This is a genomic window from Arthrobacter sp. C152, assembly GCF_054890965.1.
On record NZ_JBTZSU010000009.1, the window covers coordinates 1 to 19,558 of the forward strand.

Consider the following 19,558-nt stretch of genomic DNA (forward strand, 5'->3'; position numbering starts at 1 on the left):
GCCGGCGATGCTGGACGGGTACGGGCCGATCCCGCCGTCGATGGCGCGCAGGCTCTTGGCCAACGGTGCGGGCTCGTTCTACCGGGTGCTCGTGGACCCGCGGGGCGGGGCGCCGCTGGAGATCGGGCGGAGGAGTTACCGGCTGACCAAGGCGATGCGGGCTTGGCTGATGCTGCGGGACGGCAAATGCCCTTTCCCCGGGTGCAGCAACAATTCCCTGGACAACGACGCCGACCACCTCCTGGCCTGGGCCAACGGCGGCACCACCGGGATCAGCAACCTGGGACAACCGTGCCGCAAACACCACAGACTCCGGCACACCACCGGCTGGGAACCCACCCCGGCCACCATGAACGAGCCGCCCGGCTGGACCTCACCCACCGGCCGGCACTACACCTCCGAACACCAGGACTGGGAACCACCACGCGGCCCCCAGGGTTTCTTCCCTCGACACGGAGTCTGCTCGAGGAAGTTCTCCTGGACTACCTTGCCGTGTGACCGGCGCGGGTGGGGCAATCCAACGCGGTGGTTATGACAGGCTTCAGCCCACCTGGTACTTGAAGCCCCGGTGCGATCCAACGAACCCGAGTCGCTCATAAAAGCGGTGTGCGTCCCGGCGTGCCTCGTCAGAGGTGAGCTGGACGAGCGACGCCTTCAAAGCGGGGGCGGCACTTTCCATAACCCACCGCATCATGGCTGATCCGATTCCCCCTGACCTGCTGTCGCTGCGGACCCGGACAGCTTCGACCAGAAGCCGCGTCGATCCGCGCCGGGCCATGCCGGGGATCAGGGTGAGCTGCATGGTCGCGATTGCCTCGCCTGTTTCGTCCACGACCATGAGCAGCTCGTTGGAAGGGTCTGCGACGATTGCCGTCAATGCGGACCGGTAGGCGTCGGCATCGGAATCCTGGGCAATGTCACCCCTCGCTGCACTGATGGGGTCGTCCGCGAGGAGAAGCATCAGGGCAGCGAGGTCGCCGCTGGATGCCCGCCGCAGCGTAAACTCCTGGGTCCTGGTGCGAAGGGTTACGGGTAAGTCCAGGGTAAGAATCACTCCTGCAGTCTCCCACTGATCACCCCGGGGAGCCGCCTGCTCCAGGTTCCCGGTGTGCCGTGCGGAGATAGCGGATGTGGGTGGCCAGCGGTGAATGGAGCACCTCGACGGGTTCGAAGTCGAAGGATTCAGCGCCGTCGAAGATCCGTTCACCCGAACCGAGCAGAACCGGTGCGATGTCGAGGGTGAGCTCATCGATCACGCCCGCCGCCAGTGCTTGCCGGACGGTCGAGGCCCCACCGGCAATATCCACGCCGTTGTCACCGGCAGCCTCGCAGGCTGCGGCGTAGGCCGCGTCAAAGCCCCCGGTCACGAAATGGAAGCTCGTGCCGCCCTCCATCTGGATCGGGTCGTGTTCATGATGGGTGAGAACGAAGACGGGCGCGTGATAGGGCGGCTCGGGCCCCCACCACCCACTCCATTCCTCGTCCCAGTCGCCGCGGACGGGGCCGAACATGTTCCGGCCCATCACGTACGCACCCCGGGGGCGCATAAGCCATTCGTCCGCCATCTTGTCGGCGTCGTTGGCCCGTGGATCACCGATGTGCCAGCCGTGCAGCTCCAGCCCCCTCAGGCCCAGGGGGTGCTCACGGCTCTGGTGTGGCCCGGCGACGAATCCGTCCAGCGAGATCGACATATGGCAGGTGGTGTGCGGCATTGCGGACCTCCTGGGCGATTGCGGCCTGACTCTGGCCAAGGGGATTCCGGGATCCTAGCATGCCCCGTGGAACTCAGTCAGCGCCGCGTCGGGAGCGGCCTTCCGGTCTTTAGTCGCTGCGGGTACCGAAAACGATTTCATCCCAGGACGGGACGCTGGAGCGTTTGGGCCGCGCGGGCCGTTCCGGTGCCTCAGCTTCTGGCAACTGGCCCGTGCTGGGGGAAGAGTCATCCTCCCTGGCTGCCGGACGGCGCGGGTTGCTGCCCAGCAGCTCGTCCAGCCCGGCACCGCCGGACGCGGCGCCCGGAGCGGAACCGGAGGGCTTCTGCGGGGACGCCGCGATGGTGATTTCCCTCGTGTCGGTGCTGACGCCGTCGTGCAGCTTCAGCGCGTCATCCTGAAGGTCACGATGCGGCGGAAGGAGGCTGAGCCGGGACAACATCGAGGGCCGCGCGTCGCGGCGCCGGATGAAGGAATCACCCTGCGCGGCGGGGGCGTCGCCCTTCCCGTCCTCCACCTCCGGATCCGCTTCCCCGGGTTCGGCCGCAATCTCCGAGGGGCGGGGGTGGGCTGCCGGCACGCCATGGGTCAGCAGCAGTGCCAGGGCATCATCCGAATCCTCGTCCACGCCAAGGCGCTGGCCCCGCCGCGACCGCAGCATGTCCAGCAGGCCGTCGGCTTCCTTCCCCGGAGCCTGCGGCGGGCCTGCCTCTCCGGACGGCGCGGCCTTTGCCGTGTCCGCGTCCGTTTCGAAGTCAAAGGGACGGTCTGACACGGCCGTGAGCCGGCGGGCCGGTACCGGCCCGTCCAAGGGTTCAAGTTCGCTGAGCTGTTGCGCCCACCGGTTGGTGTTCTGCAAGGACTTGCGGCCCGGATTGAACGTCCACAGGGCGGGCGGTTCCTCGCCAATGCCGGGTGTTCCGCCGGACTTGGCCTCAAAGCTCGCCGACACCGTCCAGGTACCGTCCTGCCGCCGCCACGAGTCCCATTCCACCGTCGCCGGGTCGATGCCGTGGGCGGACAGCCGGTGCGCCACCATGTCGTCGAGGGTGGCCGGGTTGTCGCCGAACGCCGACCGGTAAATGTCGTGGCCGGGGGAGGGCGCTGCGACCTCCACCTTGCGCGCCTGCTGGGCCACGTACTCGCGCTCGGCCAGGACGGGCCCCTCGTACCGTTCAACCTTGGCCAATGGCAGGCCGGACAGTTCCGCGACGTCGGCCGCGGTGGCCCCGGCGCGGATCCGCGCCTGGATGTCGCGGGGCGACATGGGAATGGCGGGCCGCTCAGTGCGCGGCTTGCCCGTGGTCCGGCTGGCCGTCCTGAGGGCCTCGTCGATCGGCAGCTGGAACATCTCGCCGCCGGCCCCGCTCAACAGGAGATGCGTCCCGTCGTCGTGCACGCCTACAAGCCGTAGATCCTGCATACAAATCCTCCACCCTGGCATTACTATCAACCGAAACTCTGCCACCCGGCCGGGTGGATTTGGCTCAAGGGGCAGGGCGCGCCGTGATTTTCCGCCGGATCCTGGGCCTGGCAGGTGCCGGCGGCGGCTTTCAGCGCGGGGCGAGCGCTGCCGCGAGCCGCTCCGGGTGCCGGGTGGAGGTCAACCAGTAGGGGGTCCGGTCGGCGGGGTCGGTGATTTCGATTTTGACCACGGGGTCGATCCAGCCGCGGATGCACAGATACGCCAGGCCGTTCAGCCGGGTGCCGCGCTCCGCCGTCGCCTCGCCGGAACGGAACTGCTGCACGTCGCCCACGAACCGGCGTTCGATCGAGGCCCGGCCCACCGTGAGGGAGTCCTCCGTCACCGTGATGGCGGGGGTGGAAAGCACCAGGAGGACGGTAATGATCAGGAAGAGCACGGCCGCCGCGGTGTAACCCGCCGCCATGCTGATGGGCGCGAACACCAGGATCCCGGCTGCTGAAACACCGGCAGCGATAATCCAGATCCAGGCGTTGGGCCACAACTTTTCCCGGTAGGCGGCAGGTGCCCCTGCGGACGGAGTGCTGGGAACAGATGCGGACGGGCTTGATTCGGGCATACGCCAAGCTTTCCACCTTTGGCCCGCTATTTCGACTTGGCGCAGCGCCGCCCCACTGTGGGACGTGCGCCGGCGGCAGGGCCGCCTAGGAGCGATTTGGGGGCGCGGGTTAGAGTGAGTGACTGTGACTGATCATCCCGCCACAGTAGACCTTGCCCCGGAAACAGCCTCCCCGGCCCCGGGCGCGCCCACCCTCCAGGTGCAGCTGAAGATGCTGGATCCGGAACTGGAAGCCCCGTCCTACGCGCATCCGGGCGACGCCGGCGCGGACCTTCGCGCGCGCGAGGACGTCACGCTCCTGCCGGGAGAGCGCCGGCTTGTACCTACGGGCGTCGCCATCGCCCTCCCGGAGGGCTTCGTGGCCCTGATCCACCCCCGCTCCGGCCTGGCCACCAAACACGGCCTGACGATCGTCAATGCCCCGGGGACCGTGGACGCCGGATACCGGGGCGAAATTTCGGTTACCCTGCTCAACACCGATTCCTCCCAGCCGATCGAGCTGCGCCGCGGCGATAGAATTGCCCAGATGGTGATCCAGCGGGTGGAGTACGCCCAATTCATTCCTGTCAGCGAATTGAGCGGGTCCGTGCGCGGCACCGGAGGGTTTGGTTCCACTGGCGGCTTCAGCGTCCCCGGAGCCTGACACCCCGCCTGTCCACGCTGCCACGCCACTACCCGTCGCGGACCCGGTCCGTGCCGGCACATTCATAACTAAGGAGTCACCCATGGTCTTTGGGCTCGGCAGGAAAGCCAAGAAAGCAGAGCCGGGCGAACCGGACGAAACCCTCACCGCCGCAGAGACCGGTACGGGGGAGTCCGGAACCCCGTCACGCCGCCAGGACGGCCCCTTCGACGAAGCCGAAATCGGCAGCCGCGACGGTTACGTCGACCTGGGCGCCCTCCTGATCACGCCCAGCGAGGGCCTGCAGCTCCGCCTCGAAGTGGAGGAGGCAACCCAGCGCGTCGTGGCTGTCACCCTGGACCTTAACGGATCCAGCCTCCAGCTCCAGGCATTTGCCGCCCCGAAGACCGAAACGCTCTGGGACGAGATCCGCGAGCAGATCGGCCAGTCGGTCGGTGCCCAGGGCGGCCAGGTCGAAGAAGTGGAAGGCGCCTTCGGCACCGAGCTCGTGGCCAAGCTCCCCGCGGGCCTGCCCGACGGCAGCCAGGGGTACCGTGTGGCCCGGTTCATCGGCGTCGACGGGCCACGCTGGTTCCTCCGCGGTGTCCTTGGCGGTCCGGCAGCCCTGGAAAAGCCGGCCGCCGAAGCGCTTGAAGCCCTGTTCCGGAAGGTCGTTGTGGTCCGGGGCGACAGCCCCATGCCGCCGCGCGACCTGTTGCAGCTGCGCCTGCCCAAGGATGCCTCCGCCACTCCTCCGCCCGCCGCGCCCACCCTGGAGGAGCCCGAACGTGGTCCGGAAATCACCCAAATCGGCTGAGCCGGCCGGAGCTTTTCGTGGCACCGCCGGGATCACTCCCATTGACCAGCTTCCGGACAAGGGCCGCGTCCTGTGCGAGGGGCACGTCGAATCGGTGACCTTCGTGCCGGCCGACCGGACCGCCGAGTTCAGTGCCCTGCTCGCCGACGCCGACGCCGGACATCCGGGACCGGGCGCGGGACGCGGCAGGGCGCCGCGGCTGCGGATTGTGTGGCTCGGACGACGGCGGGTCCCCGGCATCGAGGCCGGTGCGCTGTTGCGTGTGGAAGGGATGCTGGCCCGCGGCAAGGACCTGCCCACCATTTTCAACCCCCGCTACGAGATTCTGTCCCGCGAGGAGAACGAATGACCCCGCACCAGCCCGACCCGTCCGATGCCCCGGGCCCCGAGCCGCGGAAGACGCCCGCCGGGGAATCCTCGCCAATGGCTGGGCTGGCGGCCGAGTACGCCGCCAAAGCCGGGCTGCACCGGACCCACGATGGGCGGGTGGACGTGCTGCGCAGCGCCGGCGGCGTACAGGGGATCGCGGAGAGCATCGTTCCCGGGTTGGTGTTCCTGGTCGCGTTTACCATCACCCGCGAACTGACGCTGTCCCTGGTGGCGGCGCTGGCATCGGCCGCCGTGTTCACCGTGGTCCGGCTGGTGCAGCGCCGGCCCCTGACCCAGGCGCTGGCAGGTGTTGCCGGCGTCGGCATTTCAGCATGGCTGGCCAACACCACCGGCAAGGCGGAGGATTTCTACCTGCCCGGCTTCATCACCAACGCCGCCTACATCCTGGCGATGGTCGTCTCGATTTTGGTCAAATGGCCGGTGGCGGGCCTGCTGTTCGGCTTCATTCGGAACGAAGGCGTGGACTGGCGCAAGGATCCTGCACGGGTCAAGGCCTACCGCCTGGGCACCTGGATCATCGTGGCGGTACTGGCGCTGCGGCTCATCGTGCAGGTCCCGCTCTACCTGATGGGCACGGACGGCCTGGCGGCCTTGGCAACCACCCGACTGATCATGGGCGCGCCCCTGTACATTCTCGGTGTCTGGGTCGCGTGGCTGGTTACGCGGCCGGCTCCGGCCGGAGCCGAAGCCGCCCGCGACTGAGCCTGCGGCGGCGCAGCACCCCCGGCGCAGTACCCCGGCGCGCCAGGGGCTGCGCAACTAGCCGTCGAAGCCGTCGTCGTCCGCTGCCGTCCCGTGCGCGCCCGCGGCAGCCGGGCTTCCGGCCACCGGCTGCGGCGTGTCGATGCTGCCCGGCGCCGAGGAGAGCAGCGCACGCAGCCCGTCCTCCGCGGCGATGGTGGTGACGAAGAAGAGCTCGTCGCCGCCGTCGATGACGTCGTCGCGGCTGGGGGTGATCGGCGCCTGGTCCCGAAGGATGGCAACCAGCGTGGCGTCCTCGGGCCAGTGGATGTCTCCCACGGTCATGCCGATCACGTGCGAATCGTGGGGAACGGTGAATTCCACGAGCGACGCCACCCCGGTCTGGAGCGTCAGGAGCCGCACGAGGTCGCCGATCTCCACGGCCTCCTCCACGAGGGCGGTCATCAGCTGCGGGGTGTTGACGGCCACATCCACGCCCCACGAGTCGTTGAACATCCAGTCGTTCTTGGGGTTGTTGACCCGGCCCACGGTGCGGCCCACACCGAACTCGGTCTTGGCCAGGAGGGACACCACCAGGTTGACCTTGTCGTCACCCGTGGCGGACACCACGACGTCGGCGTCCTCAACCTTGGCCCCCTGGAGGGTGGACAGTTCACACGCGTCACCGACCAGCCAGTGGGCGCCGCGCAGGCCGCTGCGGCCGATGACCTCGGGCTTGAGGTCGATCAGGAGGATTTCATGCTTGTGCGCCAGCAGTTCCCTGGCAATGGACGATCCGACGCTGCCGGCACCGACGATAACGACTTTCACTGGTACTCCTTGGCGGGGGCTTTGGCGAGGATCTGGGCGATCTGGGCGCTGCGGTCCACCTGCAGCATGGCGTGCACGGTGTCCCCGTCCTGGTAGGCCGTCCCGGCGTCGGGCAGCAGTCCTTCGCCGAACCGGGTGAGATACGCCACACGCACGTCCGCCGCTTTTTCGATGCTGCTGATCCGGTGCCCGATCCAGCCGGCGTCAAGGTCCAGTTCGGCCAGGACCAGCCGTCCGGAAGGCTCGCGGAAATCGCCGGCAAGGTGCTGTTCGGGAAGGATCCGGCGGAGCACCTGGTCCGCACTCCAGCGCACCGCGGCCACGGTGGGGATGCCCAGGCGCTGGTAGATTTCGGCCCGTCCGGGGTCGTAGATCCGGGCCACCACATGCGGGACGTGGAAAGTTTCGCGGGCCACCCGCGTCGCCAGGATGTTGGAGTTGTCGCCGCTGGACACCGCCGCGAAGGCATACGCCTCACCGACTCCGGCCTGCTTGAGGGTGTCCCGGTCGAAACCCACGCCGGTGACCTTCCGGCCCGTGAACCCCTGGCGGAGCCGGCGGAATGCGCGGTCGTCCTGGTCGATGATGGCCACGGAATGCCCGGCATCCTCCAGCGTGTGCGCCAGCGTTGCCCCCACCCGGCCACATCCCATGATCACGAAATGCGCCACCAGTTTCTCCTTTGTATTCCTGTCACGGTTGTGCAGCTAGAACTCTACAGTCACCGCCGCCCTTCAGGCGGGGTGGCGGCCGTCATGACATCGCCCGCGAATCAGACTAACTTTGTGGGGTGTTGACAATACTGAACGCCGTCAAACGCGTGCTGGTGGGCAGGCCGTTCCGCAATGACCGCCTCTCCCACACCCTGCTGCCCAAGAAAATCGCACTCCCGATTTTCGCGTCCGACGCCCTCTCCTCCGTGGCCTACGCACCGGACGAGATCCTGCTGACCCTGGCCCTGGCCGGCGTCAGCGCCGTGGCATTGTCGCCCTGGGTCGGCCTTGCCGTCATGGTGGTCCTGCTCACCGTCGTGGCCTCCTACCGGCAGAACGTGCACGCCTATCCCTCGGGCGGCGGCGACTACGAGATCGCCAACGAGAACCTGGGCAAGTTCGCGGGCTTGACCGTTGCGTCGGCACTCCTGGTGGACTACGTCCTGACCGTGGCTGTGTCCATGTCGTCGGCGGCGGCGTACCTGACCACCGCTGTCCCGTCGCTCCACGGCCAGCAGGCGGCCATTGCCACCATCGGTGTCATCATTCTTGCCCTGGTCAACCTGCGCGGCATCAAGGAGGCGGGCAGCGTGTTCGCGGTCCCCACCTACATCTTCATGGCCTCGATCTTCGGCATGACGGCGGTGGGCGTCTTTCAGGCCGCCACCGGCCAGCTCGGTCAAGCCCCCTCCGCCGACTTCACGATCGTGGCGGCGCCGGGCTTTGACGAGGGGCTGGTGGGCCTGACCGGCGCCTTCCTGCTGCTGCGGGCCTTCTCCTCCGGGGCCGCCGCGCTCACCGGTGTCGAGGCGATCAGCAACGGCGTTCCCAACTTCCGGCCGCCCAAGAGCAGGAATGCCGCCACCACGCTGCTGCTCCTGGGCATCATCGGCGCCGCCATGCTCGCCGGCATCATCTATCTGGCCAACGCCACCAAGGTGCACATCGTGCTGGACCCTGCCACCGAATTCCTGCTCAACGGCAAGCCGCTGCCGGAGGACTACATCCAGAACCCGGCCATCAGCCAGATCGCGCAGACCATCTTCGGTGCCGGCTCCATCCCGTTCTACATCGTGGTGGCCGCCACCGGCGTCATCCTGGTGTTCGCGTCCAACACCGCCTTCAACGGGTTCCCCGTCCTCGGGTCCATCCTCGCCCAGGACGGCTACCTTCCCCGCCAGCTCCGCACCAGGGGCGACCGCCTCGCCTTCAGCAACGGCGTCCTGGCCCTCGCGGCGGGGGCGCTGGTGCTCATCATTTCCTTCGACGCGGACGTCACCAAGCTCATCCAGCTCTACATCGTGGGCGTGTTCATCTCCTTCACCGCCAGCCAGCTGGGCATGATCCGGCACTGGGGACGGGAACTGAAGCTCGCCAAGGACAAGGCCGTCCGGCGCCGGATGGTCAAATCCCGGACCATCAACACCATCGGCTTCGGCATGACCGGCCTGGTCCTGGTGATCGTCCTGATCACCAAATTCGAACAGGGCGCCTGGATCGCGCTGCTGGCCATGTTCATCCTCTTCCTGATCATGTGGAGCATCCGCGCGCACTACGACAACGTGGCCAAGGAACTCGCCGTGGACGAGGACTCGTCTCCGCGGGCGCTGCCCACCAGGGTCCACGCCGTCCTGCTGGTGTCCCACGTGCGCAAGCCGGTCCTGCGGGCCCTCGCCTATGCCCGGGCCTCCCGGCCTTCCCGGCTGGATGCGATCACGGTGGACATCGACCATGAGGAGACGGCGCACACCGTTGCCGACTGGGAGAAGCTGGAAATACCCGTCCCGCTGACCGTGCTTGCCAGCCCGTACCGCGAAACCGTCACCCCGATCATGGAATACGTCAAGCAAATGCGGCTGGATTCCCCGCGCGACCTGGTGGTGGTCTACATCCCCGAATACGTCGTGGGCAAGTGGTGGGAGCAGCTGGTGCACAACCAGACCGCCCTGCGCATCAAGACCCGGCTGCACTTCGAGCCCGGCGTCATGGTGGCCAGTGTGCCGTGGCAGCTCAAATCCTCCGAAGAAGCAAAGAACCTCCAGGACGTGCAATGACCGCCAGAACATTCCCCGCCGTCACGCACGAAGTGGACGCGGCAGGCCGGGCCGGCGAAGAGGCCGTCGTCGACGTCGGACCGGTGGCCCACGGCGGGCACTGCGTCGCCCGGCACGAGGGCCGCGTCATCTTTGTCCGGCACGCCATCCCCGGCGAAAAGGTCCGCGTCCGGCTGACCGACGCGGGGGAGGACGCGAAGTTCTGGCGTGCGGACACCATCGAGGTCCTGGACGCCTCGCCGGACAGGGTGGAGCATTTCTGGCGGCCCGCGGATTCCCTGCGGGCCTGGAGCCACGGCCACCCGCCGGTGGGCGGAGCCGAGTTCGGCCACATGGCCCTGGCCCGGCAGCGGAGCCTGAAAGCGGGCGTCCTGGCCGAGCAGCTGGAGCGCCTCGCCGGCGTCGGGCTCACCACGGAGGTCGAAGGGGTGGGGAAGGACGCAGGAACGGCGGGCGTGGCGGACGCGTCCGACGGCGGCGGGGGCCTTGGGTGGCGCACCCGGGCCAGTTTCTCGGTCACCCCCGGTGGCAAGCTGGGGATGCATGCCCACCGGTCCGGGTACATCGTTCCCGTCCGGGAGATGCCGTTGGCGACGGAGGCGATCAACGCCTTGCGCCTGTGGGACCTGGACCTGCAGGGCGTCGAACGCGTCGAGGTGGCCGCGCCGGCCAACGGTTCCCGGCCCCTGGTGCTGCTGGCACCGGCACCCGGAACCAGGGACAAGCGGCTGAAGGCCATCGCCGCGGACCTGCCGGCCGATGTCTCGGTGGCGGGCTTCGATCCGCTGACGGGCAGCGTCACCCAGCTGAAGGGCCGCACCTGGGTTCAGGAATCGGTGGCCGGGCACGATTACCGCGTCACCGGCGAGGGGTTCTGGCAGATCCACCGCGACGCGCCCGAAACACTTGTGGGCAGTGTCACAGAATTCCTGCAGGGCGGCGGTTTCCTGCACCCCGGCGCCGTCGTCGCCGACCTCTACGCCGGGGCGGGACTGTTCACGGCCGTCCTGGCCGACGCCGTGGGGGAGACCGGCTCCGTGCTCTCCGTGGAGGGGGCGCGGGGAACCAGCAGGGACGCGCGCAAGAACCTGCATTCGGCTCCCCAGGTGGAGGTGGTACAGGGCAGGGTGGAACGCGTCCTGCGCCAGAAGCCGCGGAATTTCGACGCCCTCATCCTCGACCCGCCCAGGGCAGGCGCCGGCAAGGCCGTGGTGGGCCAACTGGTGGCGGCACAGCCCCGAGCCATCGCCTATGTGTCCTGCGACCCGGCGTCGTTCGCCCGTGATCTGGGTTACTTCCAGCACTCCGGCTGGACGCTGGCGGGCCTGCGGGCCTTCGACCTGTACCCCCATACCCACCACTTGGAGACCGTGGCATTACTGGTTCCGGCTCCGTGATGCCGGCGGTGTTTTCGACTACGATGGCCGTAGTAGTCCCACGTCGCGCACCGAATTCCCGGGCCGGCCGTGTGCAATTTTCGGGCCCTGGAACTACTTAGGGCGTCCTAACTAGCAGGCGGTCAACCGCGCGACAAAGATGAAACTGTTGCGAGAGGAGTCCTGCGATGAGCACTGTGGACAGCTTCGGTTCAAAAGGCAAACTTAATGTAGCCGGAACCGAGTATGAAATTTTCCGGTTGAACTCCGTTGAAGGTGCAGAAAACCTTCCGTTCAGCCTCAAGGTATTGCTTGAAAACCTGCTGAGGACCGAGGACGGCGCGAACATCACTGCCGATCACGTTCGCGCTTTGGCAGGCTGGGATCCGAATGCGGAGCCCGATACAGAAATCCAGTTCACGCCGGCCCGCGTGATCATGCAGGACTTCACCGGCGTTCCCTGCGTGGTTGACCTGGCGACGATGCGTGAAGCGGTCAAGGACCTGGGTGGCGACCCCAAGCGTGTCAACCCGCTGGCGCCGGCCGAAATGGTCATCGACCACTCGGTCCAGATCGATGCCTTCGGCAACTCCGGCGCACTGGAGCGCAACATGGAGATCGAATACCAGCGCAACGGCGAGCGTTACCAGTTCCTGCGCTGGGGCCAGACCGCGTTCGACGACTTCAAGGTTGTTCCCCCGGGAACCGGCATCGTGCACCAGGTCAACATTGAGTACCTGGCCCGCACCGTGATGACCCGCGAAGTGGACGGTGCGCTGCGCGCCTACCCCGACACCTGCGTCGGCACCGACTCGCACACCACCATGGTCAACGGCCTGGGCGTGCTCGGCTGGGGCGTCGGCGGCATCGAAGCCGAGGCAGCAATGCTCGGCCAGCCCGTCTCCATGCTCATCCCGCGCGTCGTCGGCTTCAAGCTCAGCGGCAGCATCCCCGCCGGTGCCACCGCCACCGACGTCGTGCTGACCATCACCGAAATGCTCCGCAAGCACGGTGTGGTGGGCAAGTTCGTGGAATTCTACGGCGAAGGCGTGGCCGAGGTGCCGCTGGCCAACCGCGCCACCATCGGCAACATGAGCCCGGAGTTCGGCTCCACCGCGGCCATGTTCCCGATCGACGACGTCACCCTGGACTACCTGCGCCTCACCGGCCGGTCCGAGCAGAACGTCGCCCTCGTGGAGGCCTACTCCAAGGAACAGGGCCTTTGGCACGATGCTTCCCGCGACATCAAGTTCTCCGAGTACCTGGAACTGGACCTCTCCACCGTCGTTCCGTCCATCGCCGGCCCCAAGCGCCCGCAGGACCGCATCGAACTGACCGAGGCCAAGGACGAGTTCCGCCACGACCTGAAGAACTACGTCTCCCACGACGCCAACGCCGGCACCCTGGACGAGTCCCTCGAAGAGACCTTCCCGGCCTCCGACGCCCCGTCCTTCACCTCCGGCGCAACCCACGTTTCGGACACCGACCGCGAACCGCCGAAGTACTCGGCAGCGCACGGCGGCGCCGGACGCATCACCAGCCCCGTGCCGGTGAAGATGGCTGACGGACGCGAATTCGAACTGGACCACGGTGCAGTCACCATCGCCTCCATCACCTCCTGCACCAACACGTCCAACCCGTCGGTCATGCTGGCCGCCGCGGTCCTGGCGCGCAACGCCGTCGAAAAGGGCCTGACCGCCAAGCCGTGGGTCAAGACCTCCGTCGCTCCCGGCTCGAAGGTCGTCACCGACTACTACGAGAAGTCCGGCCTGACCCCGTACCTGGAGAAGCTCGGCTTCTACATCGTCGGCTACGGCTGCGCCACCTGCATCGGCAACTCCGGCCCGCTGGAGGCAGAGATCTCCGAGGCCATCCAGGCCAACGACCTCGCCGTCAGCGCAGTGCTCTCGGGCAACCGCAACTTCGAAGGCCGCATCAACCCGGACGTCAAGATGAACTACCTGGCCTCCCCGCCGCTGGTCATCGCCTACGCCCTGGCCGGGTCCATGGACTTCGACTTCGAAACCGACGCGCTGGGCAAGGACGAGGCCGGCAACGACGTCTTCCTGAAGGACATCTGGCCCAACCCGGTTGAGGTCCAGCAGGTCATCGACTCCTCGATCGACAAGGACATGTTCGCCAAGGGCTACGAGGGCGTCTTCGACGGCGACGACCGCTGGAAGGCACTGGACACCCCGGCTGGCGACACCTTCGCTTGGGATCCGAACTCCACGTACGTCCGCAAGCCCCCGTACTTCGAGGGCATGCAGGCGCAGCCGGAGCCCGTCAAGGACATCGCCGGCGCACGCGTGCTGCTCAAGCTCGGTGACTCCGTCACCACCGACCACATCTCCCCGGCCGGTTCGTTCAAGTCCGACACCCCCGCCGGCCAGTACCTGCTGGCCAACGGCGTGGAGCGCAAGGACTTCAACTCCTACGGCTCCCGCCGCGGCAACCACGAGGTGATGATCCGCGGTACGTTCGCGAACATCCGCATCAAGAACCAGCTCCTGGACGGCGTCGAGGGTGGCTTCACCCGCGACTTCACCCAGGCTGATGGCCCGCAGGCCTACGTCTACGACGCCGCCCAGAACTACCAGGCAGCCGGCACCCCGCTGGTGGTCCTGGCCGGCAAGGAGTACGGTTCCGGTTCGTCCCGTGACTGGGCTGCCAAGGGCACCGCGCTGCTGGGCGTCAAGGCCGTCATCGCCGAGAGCTACGAGCGTATCCACCGCTCCAACCTGATCGGCATGGGCGTCCTGCCGCTGCAGTTCCCGGCCGGCGAAAACGCTGCCAGCCTCGGCCTGACCGGCACGGAAACCTTCTCGGTGGAGGGCGTCACCGCCCTGAACGAGGGCACCACGCCCAAGACCCTGAAGGTGACCGCCACCGCGGAGGACGGCTCCTCGAAGTCGTTCGACGCCGTCCTGCGCATCGATACCCCGGGTGAAGCGGACTACTACCGCAACGGCGGCATCCTGCAGTACGTGCTGCGCCAGATCTCCGCAAACTAGCGGGTTCCTGCCAGCAGGCAGCATGTCCCGAAGCCCCGGCCGGTCACCGACCAGCCGGGGCTTCGGCTTTGCATCCGGGCTTCGCCTCCAAGGCGAGGCGTTAGAGTTAAACGGCACGTCTACCACCCGAAGGAGGGGTCATTGGGAATCTTGGACACCATCCGGAATCCGCAGGACCTGAACGAGTTGACCGAGGAACAGCTGGGACAGCTGGCCTCGGAGATCAGGGAGTTCCTGATCACGAACGTCTCCCAGACGGGCGGCCACCTCGGACCCAACCTCGGCGTCGTGGAACTGACGCTGGCCGTGCACCGCATCTTCGAGTCTCCCCGTGACAGCATCGTCTTCGACACGGGCCACCAGTCCTACGTCCACAAGCTGCTGACCGGGCGCCAGGACTTCAGCACGCTCCGCCAGGAAGGCGGCCTCTCCGGATACCCGTCACGGGCCGAGTCCGAGCACGACATCGTGGAGAGCTCACACGCCTCATCATCCCTGTCCTGGGCTGACGGCATTTCCCGCGCCCGCCAGCTCACCGGCGAAGGCGATCGCCACGTCGTGGCCATCGTCGGTGATGGCGCGCTGACCGGCGGCATGGCCTGGGAGGCCATCAACAACATTGCCGCGGACAAGAAGCGGCGCGTGGTCATCGTCGTCAACGACAACGGCCGCTCCTACGCGCCCACGGTGGGCGGCTTCGCCGACTACCTCGCCTCGCTGCGCCCCACCATCGACTCGTTCCGGGCGGCCCCCGCCTACGAGGGTGCCCTGGACTGGTGGAAGAAGAAACTCCAGAACGGCGGCCCGGTGGGCCAGTTCACCTACAAGAGCCTGCATGCCATGAAGAAGGGCATCAAGGACTGGTGGGCCCCGCAGGGCATGTTCGAAGACCTGGGCATGAAGTACATCGGGCCGGTGGACGGCCACAACCTCCAGGCCATGGAGAACGCCCTGTCCACCGCCAAGCACTACGGCGGCCCGGTCATCGTCCACGCCATGACGGAAAAGGGGCACGGCTACGCGCCCGCCCGGGCCCATGAAGCGGACCAGTTCCATGCCGTCGGCATCATCGACCCCGAAACCGGCGAGCCCACCGGCTCCGCTGGTGCGCAGTCGTGGACCTCGGTGTTCGCCGACGAAATCGCCGCCATTTCCGACGAACGCGACGACGTCGTCGGCATCACCGGGGCGATGCTCATCCCCGTGGGCCTGCACAAGTTCGCCGCCAAGCACCCGGAGCGCGTCATCGACGTCGGCATCGCAGAGCAGCATGCCCTCACCGCCGCAGCGGGCATGGCATTCGGCGGCCTCCATCCCGTCGTCGCCGTCTACGCCACATTCCTCAACCGGGCCTTTGACCAGCTGCTCATGGACGTCGCACTCCACAAGGCCGGCGTCACCGTCGTCCTGGACCGCGCCGGCGTCACCGGCCCCGACGGCGCGAGCCACCACGGCATGTGGGACATGGCCATGGTCCAGATCGTCCCCGGCCTGCACCTGGCCGCGCCCCGCGACGCCACCCGGCTGCGCGAGGAACTGCGCGAAGCCCTCGCCGTCAGCGACGCCCCCACCGTGGTGCGCTTCTCGAAGGGGTCGGTGGGCCCCGAGGTCGAGGCCCTGGAACGGCTGAGCGACGGCGTGGACATCCTGGCCCGCCGCCCCTCGGGTTCCACCGAAAACGACGTCCTGATCGTCAGCGTCGGTGCGATGTCCGAACTCGCCCTGGACGTTTCCAACCGGCTCGGTGCGCAGGGCATCAGCACCACCGTGGTGGACCCGCGCTGGGTGCTGCCGGTCCGCCGCTCCATCATCGCGCTGGCCTCGCACCACCGGCTGGTGGTCTGCATCGAGGACGGCGTCCGCGCCGGCGGCGTCGGTTCGCGGATCCGGCAGGAAATGCGCGCCGCGGGCGTGGACACCGCCCTGAACGAGGTGGGCCTGCCCGTCGAGTTCCTCGACCACGGCACACGGAGCCAGGTCCTGGAACGGGTGGGTCTCACCGCCCAGCAGATCACGCACGACATCGTCGCGCAGGTGCTGGGAACCAAGGTTCCGTTCGCCCGCCCCCTGCCGGGGCAGCAGCACCCCACCACCGGCAGCCTCCCGATCCTGTGAGGGACGAAGACGCGCTGAAGTACCCGGGAGCGGTGGGGGAGGCCGGCCCTGCCCTGCACACCACTACGACCCGGGTCCCCAACGGACTGACGCCCGGCCAGTTGGTGGTCTCGCGGAACAGGAAATGGAACGGCAAAGCGCACTGGGTAGTCCCGGGGCGCTACCTCGGCGAAGACCAGCACGGATGGTGGATCTTCCAGGGCACCAATGAATTCTGCTCGCGTCCCGGCGCCGCGTTCTACACCCGCTCCGACGCCGTCCTGCTGGTGCCGCGCCGCGGCGACTGGGTGGCCACGTTTTACGACTCCGCCCATCCCAGCGGCGTCCGGGTCTACGTGGACCTCGCCGTCGGGCATGAGTGGACGGACATCCGGCCCGCCGTCACGGAGTTCCACGTGATCGACATGGACCTGGATGTCATCCGCACCGGGCAGCGCGGCGTCTTCATCGACGACCAGGACGAATTCGCCGAGCACAGTGTGGCGATGAACTACCCGCGGCAGCTGATCGAGGACATCCAGTCAGCCGCGGACGAGCTGTACCACGCCGTGAAGGCGCAGCAGGCGCCCTTCGACGGCTCCGATATTGAATGGTTTGCAAAAGGACGCACATGAGCGGAATTGTCAGGGTTTACAGGCGCGACGACGAAGGGACCCTCCACTTCCGGGAAGCCTGGTTCGACGAGGACTACTCGCAGTTCGTGATGAACTTCGGCGTCGTGGGGCACCAGAGCAAGACCGAGGAAACCGACGTCGCCGATGCCTCCGCGGCGGACGGCCTGCTGGACGCCTTCGCCGCGCAATGCGGGGAAGACGGCTACGCCGAAATCCCCGCGGAGCAGCAGTCCTGGGTGGTGGCCCAGTTCGCCCTCAAGACCAGGAAAGGCACGGACCGTGACCGCTTCCTGCAGAAGAAGGCCACCGACGCCCTGATCAGCCACCTCGCCTGGCGTGGACTCGGGACGGTGGAACGCTCGGAATTCACCGACTTCAAACTGAACATTTTCTGCCTCTGCCCGGACGTGAACAAAGCAGTCAATGCCATCAAGGTCTGCATCCGCGGCGAGGACCTGGACTTCACCAAGCTCAGCATCGGCGCGGCACCCTACAGTGACCCGGACCAGTTCAAACTCAAGCACTCAGCGAAACCTGCCAGCAGCTTCAGCCTTTAGGAGGCGCCCGTGACCAGCTACCGCCGTGTCGGTAAATCAGGCCTGACCGTCTCCACCGTGGGCCTGGGCTGCAACAACCTTGGCCGGGCCAACACGGCCACCGAGTCGCAGGACGCCACCGACGCCGTCGTCCACGCAGCGGTGGACGCCGGCATCACGCTGTTCGACGTTGCCGACACCTACGGACGCGAACCCGGGCTCAGCGAAACCATGCTGGGCCAGGCGCTCGGAAACCGGCGCCCCGGCGTCGTCGTTGCCACCAAGTTCGGCATGGACATGAAAGGCGCCAGCGGGCCCGACTTCGGTGCCCGCGGCTCCCGCCGCTACATCATCTCGGCCGTCGAGGCATCGCTGCGGCGGCTGGGCACGGACTGGATCGACCTCTACCAGTTCCACACCCCGGACCCGCTGACCCCCATCGACGAGACCCTCGCGGCCCTGGACACCCTGGTCACCAGCGGCAAGGTGCGCTACATCGGCCACTCCAACCGGGCCGGCTGGCAGATCGCGCAGGCGGAGTACGTGGCCCGCGAGCTGGGCACCGCGCGCTTTATTTCCACCCAGAACCACTACAACCTCCTGGACCGGCGTGCCGAGCTCGAGGTAACCCCCGCCGCGGAGGAATTCGGGCTCGGCGTCCTGCCGTACTTCCCGCTGGCCAACGGGCTGCTCACGGGCAAGTACTCGCCGGGACACGCCCCGGCAGGCTCCCGGCTGAGCCACACCCGCACCACCATGGTGGACGACGCCGACTGGGACCAGCTGGGCAGGTTCAGCGCCTTCGCCAAGGAACGCGGCCTCACCGAGATCGAGGTCGCCTTCTCCTGGCTCGCCGCACAGCCGTCCGTGGCCAGCGTCATTGCCGGGGCCACCAGGCCGGAGCAGGTGCGGCAGAACGCGGCGGCAGCGGACTGGACGCCCACGCCGGAGGACCTCGCCGCCCTCGACGACATCTTTCCCGCGGTTCCCAAGGTCGCCCTCTTCTAGGCAGCCGTGCCCGCCTACCTGCTGGATGTCGATACCGGCATCGACGACGCCCTGGCCCTTGCCTACCTGGCGGCGCTGCCGGACACGGAGTTCGTCGCCGTCACCGCATCCCCCGGCAACGTGGACGCCGACCAGGTGGCCTGCAACACCCTCGCCCTGCTGGAACTGTGCGGCCGACCGGGCGTCGACGTGGCCGTGGGCGCCCGGGCGCCCCTGTCCATCCCGCTGCTCACGACACCGGAAACCCACGGGCCGCAGGGAATCGGCTACGCCGTCCTGCCCGGACCTGAAGGACGGCTCTCGCGGCGGAACGCCGTCGACCTCTGGATTGAACACGCCCGGGCCCGGCCGGGGGAGCTGACCGCCCTCATCACGGCGCCGCTGACCAACTTCGCGCTGGCACTGCGGAAGGAGCCGGCGCTTCCGGACCTGCTGGCGAAGGTGGTCATTATGGGCGGGGCCTTTTACCACCAGGGCAACACCACGCCGACCGCCGAATGGAACACGCACGTGGACCCGCACGCGGCGAAGGAGGTCTACGCCGCCTACCGCGGCCGGCCCCTGGAAAAACTGCCCATCGTCTGTTCGCTGGACACCACCGAACGGATGGAACTGCGCCCGGCCCACGTCGCCGCGCTGGCCGAAGCGGCCGGCGCCCGCGTTCCCGAACTGGTGCTCCCGGACCAGCCCGAAGGGCAGCGCAGCACCTCGGACAACATCCTTGTCCGGCACCTGTCCGATGCCCTGCGCTTCTACTTCGAGTTCCACCGGCTCTATGACCAGGGATACCTGGCCCACGTCCACGACTTCTTCGCCGCCGGGGTCGCCGCCGGCACGCTCGAGTACAGCGCCCGGCCCGCCACCGCCGACGTCGAAACCGAATCGCCCCTGCTGGCCGGAACCACGGTGGCCGACTTCCGCGGGCTGTGGGGCGCGCCGCCCAACGCCAGGATCGTCTCCGGCAACAACCCGGAGCAGGCGTTCCGTGAGCTCGTGTCCGCTGTCGGCAGCCTGGCGCGGCGGGTGGGTTGAA

At 67.8% G+C, this 19,558-nt stretch carries 19 protein-coding genes; 13 read left to right on the forward strand and 6 right to left on the reverse strand.

Translation table 11 applies throughout. The features are described 5' to 3' along the window. A partial coding sequence (locus tag ACYSM9_RS08660; RefSeq protein WP_461856579.1) for an HNH endonuclease signature motif containing protein occupies positions 1-535 on the forward strand: 535 nt, incomplete at its 5' end. Positions 536-541: 6 nt separating this feature from the next. On the opposite strand, the gene ACYSM9_RS08665 is transcribed toward ACYSM9_RS08660, so the two are convergent. The 4 genes from ACYSM9_RS08665 to ACYSM9_RS08680 all read right to left on the reverse strand — a co-directional run bounded on the left by ACYSM9_RS08665 (position 542) and on the right by ACYSM9_RS08680 (position 3,754). Further along, entirely contained in the window at positions 542-1,054 is a 513-nt protein-coding gene (locus tag ACYSM9_RS08665; RefSeq protein WP_461856580.1) for a GNAT family N-acetyltransferase, read from the reverse strand. A gap of 19 nt (positions 1,055-1,073) precedes the next feature. Beyond that, positions 1,074-1,712, reverse strand: a complete 639-nt coding sequence (locus ACYSM9_RS08670; protein WP_461856581.1) for a dihydrofolate reductase family protein — start codon at positions 1,710-1,712, stop codon at positions 1,074-1,076. 109 nt (positions 1,713-1,821) lie between these two features. After that, complete coding sequence (sepH, locus tag ACYSM9_RS08675) at positions 1,822-3,135, reverse strand: septation protein SepH (RefSeq protein ID WP_461856582.1); 1,314 nt, start codon at positions 3,133-3,135, stop codon at positions 1,822-1,824. A 130-nt stretch (positions 3,136-3,265) separates the two neighbouring features. Beyond that, on the reverse strand, positions 3,266-3,754 hold the full coding sequence (locus tag ACYSM9_RS08680; RefSeq protein ID WP_461856583.1) for a DUF3093 domain-containing protein: 489 nt from the start codon (positions 3,752-3,754) through the stop codon (positions 3,266-3,268). A 124-nt stretch (positions 3,755-3,878) separates the two neighbouring features. Here ACYSM9_RS08680 and dut point away from each other — a divergent pair, with 124 nt between their 5' ends. The 4 genes from dut to ACYSM9_RS08700 all read left to right on the forward strand — a co-directional run bounded on the left by dut (position 3,879) and on the right by ACYSM9_RS08700 (position 6,285). Continuing rightward, a complete protein-coding gene (gene dut, locus ACYSM9_RS08685; protein WP_461856584.1) occupies positions 3,879-4,397 on the forward strand; it encodes a dUTP diphosphatase in 519 nt (172 codons plus the stop codon). A gap of 82 nt (positions 4,398-4,479) precedes the next feature. Further along, positions 4,480-5,193 carry a DUF3710 domain-containing protein gene (locus tag ACYSM9_RS08690; RefSeq protein WP_461856585.1) on the forward strand — a complete coding sequence of 238 codons (714 nt, stop codon included), beginning with the start codon at positions 4,480-4,482 and terminating at the stop codon, positions 5,191-5,193. After that, positions 5,165-5,542, forward strand: coding sequence for a single stranded DNA-binding domain-containing protein (locus ACYSM9_RS08695; RefSeq protein ID WP_461856586.1), 378 nt, complete (start codon positions 5,165-5,167; stop codon positions 5,540-5,542). The genes ACYSM9_RS08690 and ACYSM9_RS08695 overlap by 29 nt, the downstream gene beginning before the upstream one ends. Further along, complete coding sequence (locus tag ACYSM9_RS08700) at positions 5,539-6,285, forward strand: DUF3159 domain-containing protein (protein ID WP_461856587.1); 747 nt, start codon at positions 5,539-5,541, stop codon at positions 6,283-6,285. The genes ACYSM9_RS08695 and ACYSM9_RS08700 overlap by 4 nt, the downstream gene beginning before the upstream one ends. A gap of 57 nt (positions 6,286-6,342) precedes the next feature. On the opposite strand, the gene ACYSM9_RS08705 is transcribed toward ACYSM9_RS08700, so the two are convergent. Together ACYSM9_RS08705 and ACYSM9_RS08710 are read right to left on the reverse strand one after the other, a co-directional pair. Next, complete coding sequence (locus ACYSM9_RS08705; RefSeq protein WP_461856588.1) at positions 6,343-7,095, reverse strand: potassium channel family protein; 753 nt, start codon at positions 7,093-7,095, stop codon at positions 6,343-6,345. Then, positions 7,092-7,766, reverse strand: coding sequence for a potassium channel family protein (locus tag ACYSM9_RS08710; RefSeq protein WP_461856589.1), 675 nt, complete (start codon positions 7,764-7,766; stop codon positions 7,092-7,094). The genes ACYSM9_RS08705 and ACYSM9_RS08710 overlap by 4 nt, the downstream gene beginning before the upstream one ends. Before the next feature lie 119 nt (positions 7,767-7,885). On the opposite strand from ACYSM9_RS08710, the gene ACYSM9_RS08715 reads away from it, so the two are divergent. The 8 genes from ACYSM9_RS08715 to ACYSM9_RS08750 all read left to right on the forward strand — a co-directional run bounded on the left by ACYSM9_RS08715 (position 7,886) and on the right by ACYSM9_RS08750 (position 19,557). Beyond that, positions 7,886-9,862: an APC family permease gene (locus ACYSM9_RS08715; protein WP_461856590.1), complete on the forward strand. Its 1,977-nt coding sequence runs from the start codon at positions 7,886-7,888 to the stop codon at positions 9,860-9,862. Beyond that, the gene (locus ACYSM9_RS08720; RefSeq protein ID WP_461856591.1) at positions 9,859-11,259 is read left to right on the forward strand and encodes a class I SAM-dependent RNA methyltransferase; all 1,401 of its coding nucleotides are present in this window, start codon (positions 9,859-9,861) and stop codon (positions 11,257-11,259) included. The genes ACYSM9_RS08715 and ACYSM9_RS08720 overlap by 4 nt, the downstream gene beginning before the upstream one ends. 167 nt (positions 11,260-11,426) lie before the next feature. Beyond that, positions 11,427-14,252, forward strand: coding sequence for an aconitate hydratase (locus ACYSM9_RS08725; RefSeq protein ID WP_461856592.1), 2,826 nt, complete (start codon positions 11,427-11,429; stop codon positions 14,250-14,252). Positions 14,253-14,393: 141 nt separating this feature from the next. Then, on the forward strand, positions 14,394-16,367 hold the full coding sequence (gene dxs / locus ACYSM9_RS08730) for a 1-deoxy-D-xylulose-5-phosphate synthase (RefSeq protein ID WP_461856593.1): 1,974 nt from the start codon (positions 14,394-14,396) through the stop codon (positions 16,365-16,367). Beyond that, on the forward strand, positions 16,364-16,981 hold the full coding sequence (locus tag ACYSM9_RS08735) for a DUF402 domain-containing protein (protein WP_461856594.1): 618 nt from the start codon (positions 16,364-16,366) through the stop codon (positions 16,979-16,981). Before dxs ends, ACYSM9_RS08735 begins: the two co-directional genes overlap by 4 nt. Beyond that, the gene (locus tag ACYSM9_RS08740) at positions 16,978-17,538 is read left to right on the forward strand and encodes a hypothetical protein (protein ID WP_461856595.1); all 561 of its coding nucleotides are present in this window, start codon (positions 16,978-16,980) and stop codon (positions 17,536-17,538) included. Before ACYSM9_RS08735 ends, ACYSM9_RS08740 begins: the two co-directional genes overlap by 4 nt. A gap of 9 nt (positions 17,539-17,547) precedes the next feature. Then, positions 17,548-18,525 (forward strand): aldo/keto reductase, encoded by a 978-nt coding sequence (locus ACYSM9_RS08745; protein WP_461856596.1) that lies wholly within the window; start codon positions 17,548-17,550, stop codon positions 18,523-18,525. A 6-nt stretch (positions 18,526-18,531) separates the two neighbouring features. After that, positions 18,532-19,557, forward strand: a complete 1,026-nt coding sequence (locus tag ACYSM9_RS08750) for a nucleoside hydrolase (protein WP_461856597.1) — start codon at positions 18,532-18,534, stop codon at positions 19,555-19,557. The last annotated feature ends 1 nt before the right edge of the window (position 19,558 follow it).

Coding starts and splice junctions, on each gene's coding strand:
- ACYSM9_RS08670 (WP_461856581.1), bottom strand. CDS start 1,712: ATGCCGCACACCACCTGCCATATGTCGATCTCGCTGGACGGATTCGTC.
- sepH (WP_461856582.1), bottom strand. CDS start 3,135: ATGCAGGATCTACGGCTTGTAGGCGTGCACGACGACGGGACGCATCTC.
- ACYSM9_RS08680 (WP_461856583.1), bottom strand. CDS start 3,754: ATGCCCGAATCAAGCCCGTCCGCATCTGTTCCCAGCACTCCGTCCGCA.
- ACYSM9_RS08690 (WP_461856585.1), top strand. CDS start 4,480: ATGGTCTTTGGGCTCGGCAGGAAAGCCAAGAAAGCAGAGCCGGGCGAA.
- ACYSM9_RS08700 (WP_461856587.1), top strand. CDS start 5,539: ATGACCCCGCACCAGCCCGACCCGTCCGATGCCCCGGGCCCCGAGCCG.
- ACYSM9_RS08720 (WP_461856591.1), top strand. CDS start 9,859: ATGACCGCCAGAACATTCCCCGCCGTCACGCACGAAGTGGACGCGGCA.
- ACYSM9_RS08725 (WP_461856592.1), top strand. CDS start 11,427: ATGAGCACTGTGGACAGCTTCGGTTCAAAAGGCAAACTTAATGTAGCC.
- ACYSM9_RS08740 (WP_461856595.1), top strand. CDS start 16,978: ATGAGCGGAATTGTCAGGGTTTACAGGCGCGACGACGAAGGGACCCTC.